The organism is Bradyrhizobium iriomotense (assembly GCF_018129405.1).
Taxonomy (GTDB): Bacteria; Pseudomonadota; Alphaproteobacteria; order Rhizobiales; family Xanthobacteraceae; genus Bradyrhizobium; species Bradyrhizobium iriomotense_B.
In genome coordinates, this window is record NZ_JAFCLP010000025.1 from 11,549 (window position 1) to 28,235 (window position 16,687).

The following is a 16,687-nucleotide window of genomic DNA, read 5'->3' on the forward strand; positions in this document are numbered from 1 at the left end:
TTGAGCGAAGCTTCCAGCTTCCAGAGCGGCGTGTCCTTCGGCCGGCGGATGGCGTCTAGAGGAAGGCTCGCGCGAGCCTTGCAGCGGGCGCACTCGACCTCTAGCCAGACAAATGCGATGTCGGAGTCGGACGCCCGAACGATCCTACCAGCATTCGAACCCACCTACTTAGCTTTCGGCTTAGCTCTCGATTTTGGACCGGACACCTTTGCGTTCGTAGTTCGAGCGGGACGGAGCTCGTCGCTCACGCGCTGCAAGAGAACTCGAGATAACTGTCCAAAATTGTCGAATCGCTCAATTCTGCCGGATGCACGTGATGCCTCTGAGAAGCAGAACCGCGCCCCCCGAAACGAAAGCGACGTTGAGGGCATTAGTATGTAATCCAGGATCGTTTCGTTATCTTCGGCGAGCCTAAGCCCCACAATCCATCCCGCCGGCCATCGTTGGCGATGATGCAGCTGCCATTTCGGTGGAATGTTGACGTATTTTCGGCAAGTGGCTACTCGAAAGCAGATGTTGACAGCACCATCGACTTGCAAACAGTCAGTCGGCAAACTGAGGGTGGCGCGCCGACCCGACTTCTTAAACGTCTCCTGAAGACGCGCTGCATTGCTCAGCTGAACTTCCATCATCCTCTTGCGCGTACCGAGCTTATCCCAGTAACTCTGATTTCCGACATAACCGATCATACGGTAGAGATTCCGTATGGGACCGAAGTGTCTTAGATATGTCGCTAGAGACGGCAGGCCCGGGGCAGCATCAATAATTGTCGCACTTAGTTTCCCCTTTTTCATCAGAAGTTTCCGAAGTCGGACGAGCATTTCTTCTTCCGATATGCGCACAAAGCGCTCATCCAAGGCCTTGTTGACGCGCTTGAAAACATCGCGGTCAATTATCGCGTTGATTGCGCCATCGCTTCTAACCCAAAGGTCTGTCGGATTTTTTGTTCTCTTGGCCCCGAGTTTTTCCGACTGACGATTGTATATGAGATTGCCGATATAGACTTCCTGCCGCAGAAGCTTGCCTATCGAGCCTTGGCACCAAGCCCCCCCCTTATTGGTCACGATTCCACGACTATTAAGCTCGCGCGCGATCGCTTCTTGGGGCTTCCCCCGAAGATACTCATCGAAGATCCATCGGACGACTTCGACCTTGTCCCTTGGTCCGGGAACTAGCTTTACTCGATCTGTCGACAGAAATTTATGTTCACCCGCTTGAAGAGTCCCTTTCGGCCGGCATTTGTCGTCCACAACTTGCCGTACCAACCCAAATGGCTCCCGGCCGCCCAGCCGGAAGCCTTTGCTTGCAATGCGCATCGATGCTGCGTGTACCCGCCCAGACAGCTCTCGGCTGAACTCGGCCGCCATAACTCTTTTTATATTTTTCATAATGCTGGAAAGCAGACTACCATCATTGACAAACTGCTCTGCACAATAAGCAACCCTTACTCCAGCCTTTCGACAAACGAACTCATAATGCGCGCTTTCATCGACGTCTTGGAAGCGTCCCCAGCGACTGACATCAAAGATCAGAAGATGACCGAAGTCCGCCTTATCAGTGCAGACGTCATTGATCAGTTCGGTAAGACCTCGCCGATTGTCGATCTTCAATCCGCTCTCGCCCTCGTCGCAATAAGTGCGGACGAGCGTTAGCTTGTGAAGTTCAGCATAGGTGGCGATTACCGCCGCTTGATTTTCGATTGAGTATTGTTGATGGTCTGTAGACATTCGGACATATTGTGCCGCACGGTACATCTTATGCGACTGGGGCAATCGTGTCCCATGTACGACGAGAGCTTGTGACATAGTGCTGCTCGCTGCAAAAGGCAGGAGAGGAGATAATAGCCGCAAGCTACGGTTCGTAGAAATGGGAACGAGCAAAAGGGACGGGTCAGGTATTCTGTCGTAAAGTCGCAAGAGATGCATGCGACAAGCTTTGCTGATGCCCGTATTGATCTGATAGGCCGCCAGTGCTTGTCCCAGTTCGAAGGCAAGCGGCGGCTTCTGAATGCGGAGCCGATGCTATGGCAATTGAAATAGATGCATCATCTGGAGTTCGAGGACGGGCATGCTCAGGCGAGCAAGTGCCGAAAGTAATCTATTTCGGCAACGCCAGAACGAAACTCCGTAGATCTAGACTAGTCACGTGAATCTAAAGTTCGCCACATAAAGGCTGCTGGGCCTTGTGGCAGAAGCGTTTGACGGAAGCCAAGATCTGGTCAGCAGACTTGGTCCATTTGAAGGGCCTCGGGACTTTGTTGTGCAGGTCGATGAAGGTACGGATATCGGCCTCGAGCTGCCTGACGGAAGTGTGAACACCTCGCTGGATTTGCTTTCTAGTGAGTTCAGCAAACCAGCGTTCGACCTGATTGATCCATGACGCCGAAGTCGGTGTAAAGTGGACATGGTAGTGCGGCCGTCGGGCGAGCCACGCCTTGATCTTGGGTGTCTTGTGGGTGGCGTAGTTGTCCATGACGATATGGACATCGAGTCCTTCAGGGATCTGATTGTCGACGAACAGCGGATCACTCGACAGCTTGAATGTCTGGCTCCGGTGAGGCTGCAGACCGAACGCCATCCACATTCGGCGGATCGTGGTGTGGGAATAGCCAGTTTCCTCAGCCATCGAGCGGATCGACCAGTGCGTCGCATCGGCCGGCGTCGTGCGCAACGTCCGCTCGATCACGGCAGCAACCTGATCGTCGTTGATGGTGCGAGGGCGGCCAGGGCGGGCCTAGTCAAGCAGGCCATCACAGCGGTCTTTCAAAAACCGGCGGTGCCATTTGCCAACGGTGTGTTCGTGCATGCCGAGTTCGGCCGCCACAGACTTGCTTGGCAGGCCGTCCGCACATCGCAGGATCGCGCGACACCGCTCAGACAACGACCGGGCGACACGGTGACGACGAACTTGCCCCTCCAAGTACGCCCGTTCCTGCGGACTCAGCACCAACGGCGCGATCGGCCGGCCCCGCACAACTGCATTCGCCACTAGCACTCTCCTCTGTAGAGATTCGAGCTATCAACTAATGTGATGAACTTGCGTTAGTTCTGTGCGTCAAGTTCAGCAAAATCGATCATGGGGTCCGGCCGAGCCATCCCCTTGGTGGGCCTGAGCATCGTCAGGCCGCCTGGCGTAGCGCCTCCTTCTTGTGCTCCTTCAAGAGATCCATGTTGAGATAGCGATGGTCCTCGAGCCAGGCCTCATGGCGCTCGACGGTCAGCGCCCGCACCAGCCTTAAACAGCTCTCGGCATTGGGGAAGATTCGCACCACATAGGTGCGCCGCCGGATCTCCTCGTTGAGGCGTTCGCGCATATTGGTCGACTATGTCGGAACAAGTCGATCCGCCTTCAGAGTTGGCCAAAATAGCCAGGCTCAACGGAGAGTTCCGCAAGAACTACGGAACGCTAGCCGGCCTGATGTCGATCGTCTGCTCAAGCCTAGGGGCTTGGCTGGTGAAAATGGGGGCTTGGCTGGCTCGGGATAGGTTGAGCATGAGTAAGGATTGATTCGCATATGCCTCAATTCAAGGTGCTCTCGTAAGGATATCGTTGAGATCAGGTCTCGCAAGATCGCAGAGTTTGGCATGGACCGCGCTGAGGGCGACTTTGCCAGAGGAACATTCCAGAGTCGTGCAGATGCTGCCCCGGCCGCAGAGAGCGGCGCAGTATGTCCGCATGTCGACCGATCACCAGCAGTATTCGACCGCCAACCAGGCAGACGTCATCGCTGCCTACGCGCGCGATCGCAATATAGATATCGTCCGCACCTATTCCGACGAGGGCCTCAGTGGCCTTGGCATCAACTGGCGCATCGGATTAAAGAGCCTCATTGCTGATGTCGAAAAGGGACAAGCCGATTTTGAATGCGTGCTCGTCTATGATGTCAGCCGGTGGGGGCGTTTCCAGGACGTCGACGAGAGCGCCTACTACGAATTCATTTGCAAGAGGGCCGGTATCACCGTGCACTACTGCGCCGATGAATTCGAGAACGATGGAAGTCTCACCTCGGTCATCCTCAAGAACGTCAAACGTGTCGGTGCCGCCGACTATAGCCGTCAGCTATCCAAAAAAGTCTTTCTCGGCCAATCCCGTATCGTCCAATTGGGCTTTTGGCGCGGCGGCATGCCCGGCTACGGGCTCCGCCGGCAACTGCACGATGCGACTGGTGCGGTTAGAACGATCCTCGAACAGGGGGAACGCAAATATCTCCAGACGGATCGCGTCAAAATCATCCACGGACCCGAGCAAGAGGTCGAGACCGTCCGTCGAATCTTCAAAGCATTTGTGTCCGAAGGCAAATACCTGGGGGAAATCGCCGGTGAGCTCAACGCGTCTCAAGTGCGTACAGGCGCGGGCCTTCGCTGGGACGGAACATCAATACGGAAGATTCTCGTCAACGAGACCTATACTGGAAGCCTTATCTTCAATCGCACCTCCTACAAGCTCCAGCAAAAGCGAGTCGAAAATCCCAGCAGCATGTGGATTCGGCACGATCAAGCATTTCCTCCGGTTGTTACCCAGAAGACGTTTGCAAAAGCGCAGGAAATGATGCGCGTCCGACGCGAGAAGATGTCCGATCGGGAGGCGATTGCCCGCCTAACCGCGCTTGGACGTGAAAAAGGACAGTTGTCGGTCGCCATCATGGCTTCTGCTGACGGCATTCTATCGGCTGAAACATACCGCCGCCGCTTCGGTTCCCTGGTCGCGGCGTTTGAGCTTGCCGGCTACCAACCAGAACTTCACCGGCGACGGATGTTGACGGCTACACAATATCGAGCGCGCTTGAAGCAGCTAGCGGCCGAGCTTGTCGACAGGATCAATGACCTTGGCGGCCGGGCCATGCTTGACCCAACTTGTAAGGGCATCAAAGTCAACGATGAATGTCGTATTGCTCTGGGATCGGCGCGCGCTCAGAACTCCGCACGCGGACAGGTCCGTTGGAGGGTTCATGCCAATCGAAATGTGCAGGCGGAACTGACGCTGATTGCCCGAATGGATGCGTCCAACGCAGAGATCAGGAACTACTATCTGCTTCCGACCGCCGACCTATCTCTTCCGAGCCTCAAAATCCTCAGGATGTCTAATTCGGTCTTCGCCAGGGCCTGTCGATACGACAGTCTTGAAGCATTCTGCCGGATGTGCGCTGGGGAACGGCAATGACGGGGCATCGGCATGAAACGTAGCCGGACCATCGTGCGTGTCCCGGTCGTAGCCGTCAAAGTGCCGAACTCACGTAAGAACGGCAAGAACCGTTCGGCGAAGCTCGTGCGAAGCATACGGAATGTGGGCCTGAAGAAGCCAATCACCGTGAGCCATCGCGGAAAGAGCAATTCGTACGAACTGGTTTGTGGCGAAGGCAGGTTGGATGCGTATTCACAGCTTCGCCAAGCGGAGATCCCCGCAATCGTCACTGATCTCTCGACCGAGGAATGCATCCTTATGAGCCTCGTTGAGAACATCGCGCGCCGCCGACATACCCCGGTGGAGCTTGTGAGTGACATCGGTCGACTGGCCAAGCACTACCGTGTGCCCGATATCGCGGCAAAACTCGATCTCGGCCAAGACTTTGTGAAGGCCATCATCTATCTGCTCAAGCACGGAGAAAATCGTCTCGTTAGCGCCGTCGAGCGTGGCATCGTTCCGCCGACCCTCGCGCTCGAAATCGCTAGAGCCAAGAACCCCGCAGTGCAAGGGGCACTCTTGGAATCGTACGTCAAGGACCGACATACAGCGCGACAGATCATCCTTATACGCCAGCTCGTCGAGCAAAGGCACCGCGCTACTAAGAGAGCCGAGGTTGCGACCGATCAGATGACCCCCGAGGCACTAGCGAGAACCTATCGCCAGGAGATGAATCGCCGACAACTCATTGAGCAAACCGCAAAGCTCGCACACGGGCGCCTCATCTTCATCATCGGTTCCCTGAAGAAACTGCTGGGCGAACGGATGTTCGCGTCGGTGTTGCGGGACCAGGGGCTGGACAAGCTGCCGCTCCCGATTTTGCGGCGGATGTCGGCAGGGCCCTCATGACAGACATCACAATCAAGTCGGCCTTTGAGGCCGATCTGCTAATGCTGCCGCTGAAAGCCCTTCTGCCTGTAAGACACATCACTGACGCCGTAAGAGCTTCGAGAAAATTCAAGACAATCGAACAGTCGGTCGCAGAAGTCGGAACGATCGAGCCGCTTGTCGTCTTCCATAATCCCGATCGGCAAGGCCGTTATCTGCTTCTCGACGGCCATCTGAGGCGAGACATCCTCCTTCGAAACGGTGTCAAAGAGACCGACTGCTTGCTGGCTACCGACGACGAAGCGTTCACCTATAACAAACGAGCGACGCGACTTGGAATCATCCAAGAGCACTTGCTCATCCTGAGAGCCATAGACCGCGGGGTCTCAGAACAGCGGATCGCGAAGGCCTTGGGCGTTGACGTTACCTTCATCAAGCAGCGTCGCAATCTCCTGCGCGGCATCTCTTCCAGAGTTGTCACACTTTTGAAAAACAAGCCCGTCAACCCGAACACGTTTAATGTCCTTCGCAAAATGAAGCCATCGCGGCAGGTTGAAGCATGCGAATTGATGATAGCCGCCTCGAACTACTCCCTGTCCTACGCCAGGGCGATCTTGGCAGGAAGCAGCAACGCAGAGAGGATCAAACCTGCACGGCAGAGCCGCCCGTCCATGGTTACATCAGCAGACCTCGCCCTCATGGACCGAGAACTCCAGGATGTTCGGAAGCAGCTTACGGCGGTCGAGGCATCCTACGGCCGGGACATGCTCGATCTCGTCGTTGCGGCGCGCTACGTCGCGGAATTGCTCAACAATCGGAAGATGGCTCGCTATCTCCACGACAATCACCCGGAGATTGCCCGGGAATTCCGCGCCATCGTCTCAGCAACCTTGCAAGAGGATGCTCCACCTAGCTGCGCCTGAGGTGCGATAAGCTGGAAGAATCGCCGCGAAATCGACGCCCTTCATTAGGGACGACAGCTAGTCAAAAATCGGACGGAACGCCCTTGGATCCCAACCGAAGTCCCGGACGGCGGGCGTGGCATCGAAGGTCATGTCCTTCATCATACGGATACCCATCGCGACATTTGAGCCGGGAAAGAGTGGCTTCGCTAGACCAAAGCCGGCACGCCACAGCCATGGCGGCACGGAGATTAGGCGTCGTGGCAGGTGCAATCCATCGAACACCCGACCGATCATTTCCCGATAGGAAAGGGTTTCAGCCCCCGGCAACGAATAGAACTTGTTCACGGTAACCTGGCTCGCGGCTGCAGCTATGGCCCCGATCGCAACATCTTCGGCGTGCACTGGCTGTCGCAGGCCCGGCGCGCCTCCGACAAGCGGCATGAATCCGAAACGGCGGATCAGCCGGGATAAAGGCGTGATATTGGTGTCACGGCCTTCGGCGTAGACCAGCGTGGGTCGCAGGATCGTCCAGCCAACGTGCCGTTGCTCGCAAACTGCAACGATCCTTCGCTCGGCCTCTGCCAGGTGGCGGATCATCTTCCGCTCCTCGTCGAGCTCGGTGTCCTGCTTTGTTAGCACGCTGGTAGAACTGAATGCGACAAGACGCTTCGCGCCAGAATTGAGAAGATAAGGAAGCGCGTCGGCGAGCAGGACGGCGTCGGCGGTGCAGTAGAGCGTGCTGAATACGGGAAGTACCAGCGTATCCGGCTTCAGCAAATCTGCACGGAGCCACTCCACGCCAGCTCTTTGCCGCTGCGATCGCGACAGTGCGAGGACGCGTTCGCCCCGGCGCACGAGGTGCTCGACAATGTAGCTGCCTACGACTCCCGTACCCCCGATAACTGCACTCGCGACCTGCTCGCTCTCCTCTCCGCCGTCCACTTCTCTTTCCACTTCGCCCAGGCAAAATTTCCGATCGCCGATCAAACGACTTTACAGTGATTACCGGCTCCGCACAACTTCCGGAAGAAGGCACGCCCTGATTCGATGCATCGGCTCAAGCTTGTTCTGATCTGGGCCTGTCGGGCTCTCCGCTCGTATCTGTCGCATATCTCTAATTTCATTCTAGATGCAAATACTCGCGTCGTTGCGCGCTGTATCACTCTAGCGTAAATCTCGCCGGTTATGCGGCAATCAGCGAGCAGGACCACCTTCTTAATAGAGACTGCGTCGGAGGAGAGTAGTGCAACATTGGACTGTGATGATGGCAGTCCGACGCTTGGTGGGTTACAGTTTGCCAGCAGCGTTTGCCATCAGCCTTGTCTTGTTTTAAGAGTGCACCCGCGACGGACGGGAATATTCTCGGTTCGCTTCCGTTGCGTTTTTTATTGCTTCGCATTCACTTCGTTGGCGCTCCTTCTGACCAAGCGGTTCGCTTTCTCGCTTGCACTCATCGTGGCCTTGGGGTCAGCCATCCTTGCGCCGTCGGCCACGAAGTACGACTACCTGCAAACCAAACTCGCTGCGCACGACCTCTACTTCCATTTGACCGACTGGGCTGAAATCGAGTTCTTTCTTGCTCACTACAGTAAGCTGGCAGTGGTCGCAGTTGTCGCCCTCTGTTTTGTTTTAGCTTTCCTGCATCCTGTTTGCGGGCGGTCACGCCGGAAGTTCTCCGGCCCGTTGTTTAGCTCCTAAACTCATGCCGCCTGCGATCCCCACACCGAGTACATATATCCATCCCTCGTGAAAATCGAACAAGTGCGAATTGACCAGCGAGCTTGCTAGATTCTGTACCACCACAAGCAATCCTACCCAGTTCGCGAATCCATCGCCGCGAAACAAGAACAGATGGGACAGCCACATTGCATACAATGCGATAATCCCGATCATGCCCCATTGCACCGCGACGTTGAGCGTCTGATTGTGCGGGTTTCGCGTGACTTCGATAGCAAGTCCAGTTTTTCCGATCGCGTCACGTTCAAACAATCCCTCAATCGAACCAGTCCCGTTGCCGAAAAACGGCGCGGACGCAAAAAAACTGAGTGACTTTCGCCAGTATTCCAGCCGTAGCCCCGTCGAGAACGGGAGATTCTGTTTGTGAGCTTCTTCTATTGGAATATTCTGCTCATAGAATTGGAATTCAATGGAGATGTCCTTAACTCGGCTCCGTAGATTCGGGGAGGTGAACCAGATCGCGACTGCTGTTATTGCAATGGCCGCGAACAACAGCATTGATTGGCGGTGCTCGAGATACTTTAATGCGAAAACGATGAGCAGTACCGGCACATAGATGAGTGCCGATCGCGCCGATACTACGAACGCCATGTTGGCGAGAAAGCCAAGCGCTAGGATGCCGCATGCAACGGCAGCAGCATAGCGGTGACGTTTGTACAAAATGGCGATGCAGGGCGCGATTGCTACCATGCACAACGCGAATTCCTGACTCTGATCAATATAGTTCTTTACCGGCACCCCGGCACTTGCTGTGGTTGCCAATTTCAGGGGGGGCACAAATAGCACGATCCATGACAGCCCCATCAGCAATGCGCAGGAGGCAAGAAACGCGATGAAGACCCAGGCGCCGCGCCGCGAATGCTGAAAGTGATAAAGCAGGAACGGTATCGCGAGCAACTTGGCAACCGGCTTAATGCCTAGAAGTCTTGCTTGCCATGGAACGTCGGCCCAAAGCGTCCCGAGCACCGCTGTCAAGAATATGGCCAGCGGCCATAGGCAAATTGGGCGGGAGAGCAGATGCAGGAATGTGGGTACATCACGTGTTGGCACCAACGGTACCTGCACGACAAACCAAAAGCCGAGTAGAATGTAAAATCCGGTCGTGGACCAAGGCAACATCGCTGCAGTTAGGACCGCGAGTAGATCGGCGTAAAAAATCCACGATTGTGGTTTGAGCCACGGAGTAAGCGGCGAGTGTTTGGAACCCCCTAGTGTGGTTCTCGCGGCCTCAGTCATGCTCGAAAACTGTCCAGTTGATAGTGGGATCGCCAAATCTTAGCTTGGACAGCCGTGGGTCGGCAATCAGCGCGTATGGCACCTAAGGCCCCAAGTCAGCCCCGACTAACCCGATCAACGCCGGGAAGCAAATTAAGATCAAGGCATCATCGCCTCCGGCTTAGGTCGTTATGATAAGCCGTAAAATGGGGAATGTCGCGCGAGATGAGGGCACGACAACATGTGGAGCCGAAAGTGATCAGAAGCAAGCGCACGACCGCTTCGCCTTGGTGATCGCGCGGGACGTGCACTTCTTCCCAGGAGCGCGGGTATACACCTACTACGCAATAGGTCAGCCGCACTATCTGACCGCACTGGCAGTCACGCGTGAGGAGCGGATTCTACTTGTTAGAAAATATCGGCCTGCGATCGAACGTTTCTCGCTCGAATTGCCAGCGGAGTTGCTCGAACAGACGAAGATCCAGCGGAAGCTATGAGCCGTGAAGTGTTGGAGGAGACCGGACATTCGAGTAGATCAATAGAGCTGATCGGTGTGATGACAAGCTGTAGCATGTATTCGTTCTTCATTCATGCCGGAGAACGTCTGGCAGACTTTGTCGAAGAGCCGGGTGTTTCAGTGCGCTCCGTTACTCCTACTGAACTGCGCGATCTGATTCACTCAGGGGAGTTCGCTGAGCAGATGCACCTTGGGATGTTGTCACTTGCAGCTTATAAAGGACTTATAAGAATCTAAAATCGGAACACCTAAAAGCAAACAGCTGCGCGTAACGGTGCGGCGAAAGAGCTCGTCGGAGCTAGGCTGGGTACTGATCTCGCATCACGATCGTCCTCGATGCGGATGATGTCGTCCTCGCCGAGGTAGCTCCCCGTCTGCACCTCGATCAGCTCGAGCTGGATCTCGCCCGGGTTCTCCAGCCGGTGCACCGCGCCGATCGGGATGTAGATCGATTCGTTCTCGTGCACGATCTTGATAAGCTCGTTGACCGTCACCTGAGCGGTGCCGCGCACCACGATCCAGTGCTCGGAGCGGTGATGGTGCTTCTGCAAGCTGAGCCGCCCGGCCCGGCTTGACGATGATGCGTTTGACCTGGTGGCGGTCGCCATTGTCGACCACCTGGTAGGGAATCCCAGGAGCGATGCACTTTGATGTGGCTCTCCGTCACCTCGGGCGCCGTTACCTGCAGCTAGCGACCAGCCGCTTCAGCCCATTTGGCGTCCTTCTGCAGCGACACCAGCACAGCGTCCTGGGTCGCGACCACGAAGAGATCGTCGACGTCTTCGAGCGCGACCGGCGCGGTCGGTCGCGACGCAACGATTGCGGGAGTCCTCGAACACCGCGATGCCTCGCGCCGCATGGCTCTGGCTGTCCTTGTTGGAAAGCTCCCGGACCTGGCGCCACGAGCCGATGTCGGACCAGTCGCAGGCCACCGGCACCACGCGCGCGCGGTCTTCTCCATTACTCCATAGGCGATCGAGATCGCCTTGGCCGCGCCGAACGTCGGCGGGTCGAGCTTGACGCAGCCGAGATCGCACGCGAACTTGGCAACCGACCGCTCGACCGAGACGACACTGTCCGCGTCGACATTGCGATACTCATCGAGCAGCACTGCGGCGCGGAACATGAAGCTGCCGCTGTTCCAGAGATAGCCGGCATCGATACGGCCGGCCGCAATTTCCGCATTTGGCTTCTCGACGAACTTGGCGACCGTCCGCACCTCGCCGGCGACCGTCTCGGCCGGACCGACGTAGCCAAATTAGCGAGTTGCTCCAGCACCATCAAGCGATGGGCCTCGTTGGTGATCACGATCGGCCGCTCGAACAGCACCGCATCCGAGATGCGAAGCAGCGTCTCCTGGAAGGTCGAGCGCGCTCCGAACAGCGACAGGAACTGCTTCGGATGCACCTCGCGCGAGGCGGACCATAGTCGAGTGCCAACACCGCCGCACATAACCAGGGGATTATTCGTTAGGTCGTCGATGCCTTCAGGTTCTGTCGTGATCACGATACTCGTTATGTCCGTTCAGCAAGAGTGCTGCGCCGACAACCGACATCATGCTCGCATCCGACAGATTTCACTCAGACGTCCGCTTAGCTTCGCCCAAAAATGATTGATAAGCGAGCTTGATGCCTTCCTCAAGCGGAGTGGTCGCACCCCAGCCGAGTTTTGCGAGCCGGCTGACATCGAGCAACTTGCGCGGCGTGCCGTCGGGTCGCGAGACGTCGTAGCTGATCTCGCCTGTGTAGCCGACGACGGCTGCCACCAGACGGGCAAATTCGGCGATCGTGATATCCTGGCCAGTGCCGATATTGACCAGCTCCTCGCTGGAATAGGTCTTCATCAGGTGAATGCAGGCGTCGGCGAGATCGTCAACATAGAGGAATTCCCGACGTGGCGTGCCGGTGCCCCATACCACCACCTTCCCGACACCCGAAGCCTTCGCCTCATGGAAGCGGCGGATCAGCGCGGCCACGACGTGGCTGTACTCGGGATGATAGTTGTCGCCGGGGCCGTAGAGATTAGTTGGCATCACATTGATAAAATCGGCGCCATACTGAGCGCGATAGGCTTCAACCATCTTGATGCCCGCAATCTTGGCGATCGCATACGGCTCGTTGGTCGGTTCGAGTGGACCACTAAGCATCGAATTCTCGCGCAGAGGTTGGGACGCGAGTCTTGGATAGATGCAGGACGAGCCGAGAAACATCAACTTCTCCGCGCCATAGAGATGTGCAGCGTGGATAACGTTCGCGGCAATCGCTATGTTGTCGTAAATGAATTCGGCCCGCAGCGTATTGTTGGCAGCGATGCCGCCGACCTTGGCCGCGGCAACAAAGACGCCTTGCGGTCTGCTCTCGTCGAACCAGCGGAATACGGCACCCTGATCGCGCAGATCGATTTCTCCGCGCGCAACCGTGAGCAACTTGACGTTCTCCGGCGCGAGTCTGCGCACCAGCGCCGCGCCGACCATCCCGCGATGCCCGGCAACGAAGATCCTCTTGCCCGCAAGCTCAAACGGCGTTTCTGCCATTGGCAACCTCTCGCTTGGCTGCGCCCAGATCGCTCGCCACCATCTCACGCACGAGCTGCGCAAAACTCCTCTTCGGCTGCCACCCAAGCTTTTGGCGGGCCTTGCTGGGATCCCCGATTAGAAGATCGACTTCGGTCGGCCGAAAATAGACCGGATCGATGCGTATTACCGTCTTGCCAGATTTCCTGTCGATGCCAGTTTCCTCGATACCCTTGCCGCGCCAGTCGATGCTGCGGCCGACTTCGGCGAAGGCCAGCTCGACGAACTCACGCACCGAGCGGGTCTCGCCGGTTGCCAGCACGAAGTCGTCGGGCGCATCCGCCTGAAGGATCCTGTGCATGCCCTCCACATAGTCCTGAGCGTGACCCCAGTCGCGCTTAGCCTCCAAATTTCCGAGGTACAGCGTATCTTCGAGGCCAACCTCAATGCGAGCGATGCCCCGCGTAATCTTGCGGGTCACGAAGGTCTCGCCGCGGATCGGGCTCTCATGGTTGAACAGGATGCCGTTGGAAGCGAACATACCGTAAGCTTCGCGGTAGTTCACCGTGATCCAGTAACCGTAGAGCTTGGCGACGCCATAGGGCGAGCGCGGGTAAAATGGCGTGGTCTCTTTTTGTGGCACCTCCTGCACTAGGCCGTACAGTTCCGAGGTTGACGCCTGATAGAAACGTGTCTCCTTCTCCAAGCCGAGGATCCGAATAGCCTCCAACAGCCGAAGTACGCCAACTGCGTCCGCGTTAGCAGTATATTCGGGACTTTCGAAGCTGACCCCGACATGGCTTTGTGCCGCGAGATTGTAGATCTCGGTCGGGCGGATCTGCTGCATCAGCCGGATCAGGTTGGTCGAATCGGTCATATCGCCGTAGTGCATCAGAAACGGGACATCGCCGACGTGTGGGTCCTGATAGAGGTGATCAACGCGCGCCGTATTGAACGAAGACGATCGCCGCTTGATGCCGTGTACGGTGTAGCCGAGGCCGAGCAGAAATTTGGCCAGATACGCTCCATCTTGCCCAGTTATCCCGGTAATTAGCGCAACTCTCCGTCTAGTATCCTGAACGGTCATGTTCTCTCCAACCAAAGCCAGCTCCGCCGTGGCGAAAGCACGGCCGATGGTCATCTCGATTCTCCGCCAGCTGACCGCAGCCGAAGACGTCCGCAGCACCGCAATAGTCCTTTTTGGTGGAACTAATCTCGCGTGGGTTGCCAGCATGCGGCCGAGCGAGGGCATACCATCCGTGTCCGTAATGTCTAGTGGTGCAGGAAACGGCACGTACGTTCGATCGAACTATCCCGAAAAATGAGCCAGCTCGAAAGACAGTGTTGAAATTGCTAGACAAATATGCGTATGGGTGTCCCCCGGAATAGGACGGCGTCACAATTTATGAGGGCCTCATGCCAGTCCAGTTCGTTAGTTGCATTGACATTATACCACGACCTGCCGACGTGGTACTGATTGGTCGCCGGGAAAAGCGTTGGGATTGGTCAAATGAAGGCCGGATCAGCAAGTAAACAAGGCTTCGCCGACGTTCGCTCGGTTGGTGCCAGGTATCCGTCCCGTGTGCTGTGGGAGCATGGACCACTTATCCGTCGACTTGCGGCGCGCGAGTTGCAATCGCGCTATCGCGCCAGCATGCTCGGGATCGCGTGGACGATCATCGTGCCGCTTGGAATGGTGCTGATGTATACTTTTGTGTTCGGCTCCATTCTCAAGATGCGCTGGTCTGGCATCGATGGGAGCATGGAGAACATGACCGCGTTCTTCCTTGCGGGCCTAATTGTGCATCAACTCTTCAGCGACTGCATAGCTCGAGCTCCCTCGCTGGTCTTAGAAAACAAAACATACGTCACCCGCGTTGTATTTCCGCTGGAGATACTGTCGCTTGTCACGGTCGCTGTGGCTTTGGTGGGTGCGATCGTCGGCCTCGTCCTTCTCCTCAGTTTCATGATGCTGACGTCCGGTATCCCGCCAGCAACGGCTCTGCTTTCGCCCCTGGTACTGCTTGGAATGACTCCCATGCTGCTTGGCCTAATCTGGATTATTTCCGCTCTCGGCGTCTTCGTGCGCGATCTCGGACAAATCATGCCCATCGTACTTAGCGTTCTGTTCTTCCTTGCGCCAGTCATCTATCCGAGATCCTCCGTCCCGGAGCCGCTCCAGGCTTTCGTCGTGTTTAATCCCATTACAATTCCGATCGAAATGATGCGTGCGCTCGTCTTCGGTCATCCGTTTCAGTGGGAGCTCGCTCCGGCCTATCTCGCGATTTCGTTGATCGTCTGCTGGGCCGGCTTCAGTCTGTTCTCGCGCCTTCGTAGGGCATTCGCCGATGTCCTCTGAGCCGATTATCAGCCTACGCGGCGTGGGCAAGTGCTACAATCTGTACGACAAGCCGACTGACCGGCTGAAGCAGATGCTGGCGAACCGCTTGCCCGGCGCTCGTAGGAAATTCTACCGTGAGCACTGGGCCTTGCGGGGCGTAAGCTTAGATATCGCGAGTGGAGAAACCGTCGGCATCATTGGCCAGAACGGGTCGGGAAAATCCACGCTACTGCAGCTGATTTGCGGCACGCTCATGCCGACCGAAGGAGAGGTTCGTGTGAAAGGTCGCATCGCGCCACTGCTCCAGCTGGGTGCCGGCTTCAATCCGGAATTCACCGGCCGTGAGAACGTGGCCCTCAACGCCGCCATCCTTGGCCTCAGCGCGGAGGAAATCGACGCCCGGTTCGATGATATTGTCGCTTTCGCCGACATTGGCGAGATGCTGGAACGGCCGGTTAAACTGTACTCCAGCGGCATGTACGCACGGCTGGCCTTCGCGGTCGCCATCAACGTTGATCCTGAGATTCTGATCGTCGACGAGGCGTTGGCAGTAGGCGACGAGGGATTTCAGGTTAAGTGCTATGGGCGCATCCGTCAGATACGCGACTCCGGGGCGACGGTCCTGTTCGTCAGCCATGCCCGCTCGACCATCGTCGAGCTTTGCGACCGAGCAGTTCTCCTTGATTCAGGCAAGAAGCTCCTGGAAGGTGAACCAAAGCCCGTGATGGCCGCCTATCAGAAATACCTTTTTGCTCCCGAACAAAAAAAGCCAATCATTCGCGCGGCTATCGAGCGTGGTGATAACGTCATGCCCGAGCAACGGCACGCGTCTCATCCCGTTTCGCTCAACAAATTGGCGGAGCCAAGCGAAGATGTTGCTGCCTATGATGTATCTCTCGTCGTTAACCACACGGAAGAGTGGCCGAGCCGAGGCGCCAGGATATCTAACGCATGTATCCGCAGCATGGACGGACGGAAGGTTAACGTTCTTGCTCCAGGTGCGACTTATATTTATGAATACACTGTCGAATTTCAGACTGATGCTTTCGGAGTCTCGTTTGGAATGCTGACCAAGACTTTGACGGGTCTGGAAATCGCCGGGATTGCCTCCCATCCGGCCGGCAGCACTATCGACGAAGTACGCACGGGAGAGCAGTTTCGGGTGAGATTCCATTTCAATACCGCACTCACCCCCGGAACCTATACGTTTAATGCTGGATGCTTCGGCCTTGTCGACGGCGCTGAGGTCTACCTTCATCGCCTGGTCGATGCTGTCGTCTTTCGTGTGATGCCTGCAAGGGATGGCCGCCGTATCAGCGGATATTTCGATATCTGGTCGACAGGAACCGCATGTACAGTCGAAGCTATTACCGAGAGTGTTGAAATGGTGGCCTCGTGACGCGTAGAGTCCGGACATTTGCGCGATCAAACGTTTGCGACCGATTTCTGCA

The 16,687-nt window shown here is 56.6% G+C and carries 12 protein-coding genes and 3 pseudogenes; 7 read left to right on the forward strand and 8 right to left on the reverse strand.

Annotation, left to right across the window (positions count from 1 at the left end):
• Positions 1-164 precede the first annotated feature (164 nt).
• The 3 genes and pseudogenes from JQ592_RS33610 to JQ592_RS33620 form a co-directional block, all read right to left on the reverse strand.
• Positions 165-1,805, reverse strand: coding sequence for a recombinase family protein (locus tag JQ592_RS33610; RefSeq protein ID WP_211407015.1), 1,641 nt, complete (start codon positions 1,803-1,805; stop codon positions 165-167).
• 346 nt (positions 1,806-2,151) lie between these two features.
• Positions 2,152-2,988, reverse strand: a pseudogene (locus JQ592_RS33615) (helix-turn-helix domain-containing protein).
• Between the two features lie 130 nt (positions 2,989-3,118).
• Positions 3,119-3,322, reverse strand: a pseudogene (locus tag JQ592_RS33620) (transposase); the annotation flags it as partial.
• A gap of 314 nt (positions 3,323-3,636) precedes the next feature.
• Here JQ592_RS33620 and JQ592_RS33625 point away from each other — a divergent pair.
• Genes JQ592_RS33625 through JQ592_RS33635 form a run of 3 tightly spaced genes read left to right on the forward strand, consistent with a single transcriptional unit; the run spans position 3,637 to position 6,932 of the window.
• Positions 3,637-5,160: a recombinase family protein gene (locus tag JQ592_RS33625; protein WP_246820898.1), complete on the forward strand. Its 1,524-nt coding sequence runs from the start codon at positions 3,637-3,639 to the stop codon at positions 5,158-5,160.
• Positions 5,161-5,172: 12 nt separating this feature from the next.
• On the forward strand, positions 5,173-6,030 hold the full coding sequence (locus JQ592_RS33630; protein WP_211407017.1) for a ParB/RepB/Spo0J family partition protein: 858 nt from the start codon (positions 5,173-5,175) through the stop codon (positions 6,028-6,030).
• Positions 6,027-6,932 (forward strand): plasmid partitioning protein RepB C-terminal domain-containing protein, encoded by a 906-nt coding sequence (locus JQ592_RS33635; RefSeq protein WP_211407018.1) that lies wholly within the window; start codon positions 6,027-6,029, stop codon positions 6,930-6,932. Before JQ592_RS33630 ends, JQ592_RS33635 begins: the two co-directional genes overlap by 4 nt.
• A gap of 57 nt (positions 6,933-6,989) precedes the next feature.
• Here JQ592_RS33635 and JQ592_RS33640 read toward each other — a convergent pair whose 3' ends face one another.
• Positions 6,990-7,856 carry an NAD-dependent epimerase/dehydratase family protein gene (locus JQ592_RS33640; protein ID WP_211407019.1) on the reverse strand — a complete coding sequence of 289 codons (867 nt, stop codon included), beginning with the start codon at positions 7,854-7,856 and terminating at the stop codon, positions 6,990-6,992.
• A gap of 717 nt (positions 7,857-8,573) precedes the next feature.
• On the reverse strand, positions 8,574-9,887 hold the full coding sequence (locus JQ592_RS33645; protein WP_211407020.1) for an O-antigen ligase family protein: 1,314 nt from the start codon (positions 9,885-9,887) through the stop codon (positions 8,574-8,576).
• Between the two features lie 185 nt (positions 9,888-10,072).
• On the opposite strand from JQ592_RS33645, the gene JQ592_RS33650 reads away from it, so the two are divergent.
• Entirely contained in the window at positions 10,073-10,363 is a 291-nt protein-coding gene (locus tag JQ592_RS33650) for a hypothetical protein (RefSeq protein WP_211407021.1), read from the forward strand.
• Between the two features lie 74 nt (positions 10,364-10,437).
• Entirely contained in the window at positions 10,438-10,620 is a 183-nt protein-coding gene (locus tag JQ592_RS38450) for a hypothetical protein (protein ID WP_246820879.1), read from the forward strand.
• An 11-nt stretch (positions 10,621-10,631) separates the two neighbouring features.
• Here JQ592_RS38450 and JQ592_RS33660 read toward each other — a convergent pair.
• The 3 genes and pseudogenes from JQ592_RS33660 to gmd form a co-directional block, all read right to left on the reverse strand.
• Positions 10,632-11,835, reverse strand: a pseudogene (locus JQ592_RS33660) (sugar phosphate nucleotidyltransferase).
• Between the two features lie 124 nt (positions 11,836-11,959).
• Positions 11,960-12,916 carry a GDP-L-fucose synthase family protein gene (locus tag JQ592_RS33665; RefSeq protein WP_211407022.1) on the reverse strand — a complete coding sequence of 319 codons (957 nt, stop codon included), beginning with the start codon at positions 12,914-12,916 and terminating at the stop codon, positions 11,960-11,962.
• Positions 12,897-13,982, reverse strand: coding sequence for a GDP-mannose 4,6-dehydratase (gmd, locus tag JQ592_RS33670; RefSeq protein ID WP_211407091.1), 1,086 nt, complete (start codon positions 13,980-13,982; stop codon positions 12,897-12,899). The genes JQ592_RS33665 and gmd overlap by 20 nt, the downstream gene beginning before the upstream one ends.
• Positions 13,983-14,405: 423 nt before the next feature.
• On the opposite strand from gmd, the gene JQ592_RS33675 reads away from it, so the two are divergent.
• Positions 14,406-15,254 carry an ABC transporter permease gene (locus tag JQ592_RS33675; protein WP_211407023.1) on the forward strand — a complete coding sequence of 283 codons (849 nt, stop codon included), beginning with the start codon at positions 14,406-14,408 and terminating at the stop codon, positions 15,252-15,254.
• Positions 15,244-16,635 carry an ABC transporter ATP-binding protein gene (locus JQ592_RS33680; protein WP_211407024.1) on the forward strand — a complete coding sequence of 464 codons (1,392 nt, stop codon included), beginning with the start codon at positions 15,244-15,246 and terminating at the stop codon, positions 16,633-16,635. The genes JQ592_RS33675 and JQ592_RS33680 overlap by 11 nt, the downstream gene beginning before the upstream one ends.
• Positions 16,636-16,687 lie beyond the last annotated feature (52 nt).

Bases quoted from the DNA above. Each gene is read 5' to 3' on its own strand.
- JQ592_RS33645 (WP_211407020.1), bottom strand. From the start codon at position 9,887: ATGACTGAGGCCGCGAGAACCACACTAGGGGGTTCCAAACACTCGCCG.
- gmd (WP_211407091.1), bottom strand. From the start codon at position 13,982: ATGACCGTTCAGGATACTAGACGGAGAGTTGCGCTAATTACCGGGATA.
- JQ592_RS33625 (WP_246820898.1), top strand. From the start codon at position 3,637: ATGCTGCCCCGGCCGCAGAGAGCGGCGCAGTATGTCCGCATGTCGACC.
- JQ592_RS33650 (WP_211407021.1), top strand. From the start codon at position 10,073: ATGGGGAATGTCGCGCGAGATGAGGGCACGACAACATGTGGAGCCGAA.
- JQ592_RS33610 (WP_211407015.1), bottom strand. From the start codon at position 1,805: ATGTCACAAGCTCTCGTCGTACATGGGACACGATTGCCCCAGTCGCAT.
- JQ592_RS33630 (WP_211407017.1), top strand. From the start codon at position 5,173: ATGAAACGTAGCCGGACCATCGTGCGTGTCCCGGTCGTAGCCGTCAAA.
- JQ592_RS33675 (WP_211407023.1), top strand. From the start codon at position 14,406: ATGAAGGCCGGATCAGCAAGTAAACAAGGCTTCGCCGACGTTCGCTCG.
- JQ592_RS33635 (WP_211407018.1), top strand. From the start codon at position 6,027: ATGACAGACATCACAATCAAGTCGGCCTTTGAGGCCGATCTGCTAATG.
- JQ592_RS33665 (WP_211407022.1), bottom strand. From the start codon at position 12,916: ATGGCAGAAACGCCGTTTGAGCTTGCGGGCAAGAGGATCTTCGTTGCC.
- JQ592_RS38450 (WP_246820879.1), top strand. From the start codon at position 10,438: ATGTATTCGTTCTTCATTCATGCCGGAGAACGTCTGGCAGACTTTGTC.
- JQ592_RS33680 (WP_211407024.1), top strand. From the start codon at position 15,244: ATGTCCTCTGAGCCGATTATCAGCCTACGCGGCGTGGGCAAGTGCTAC.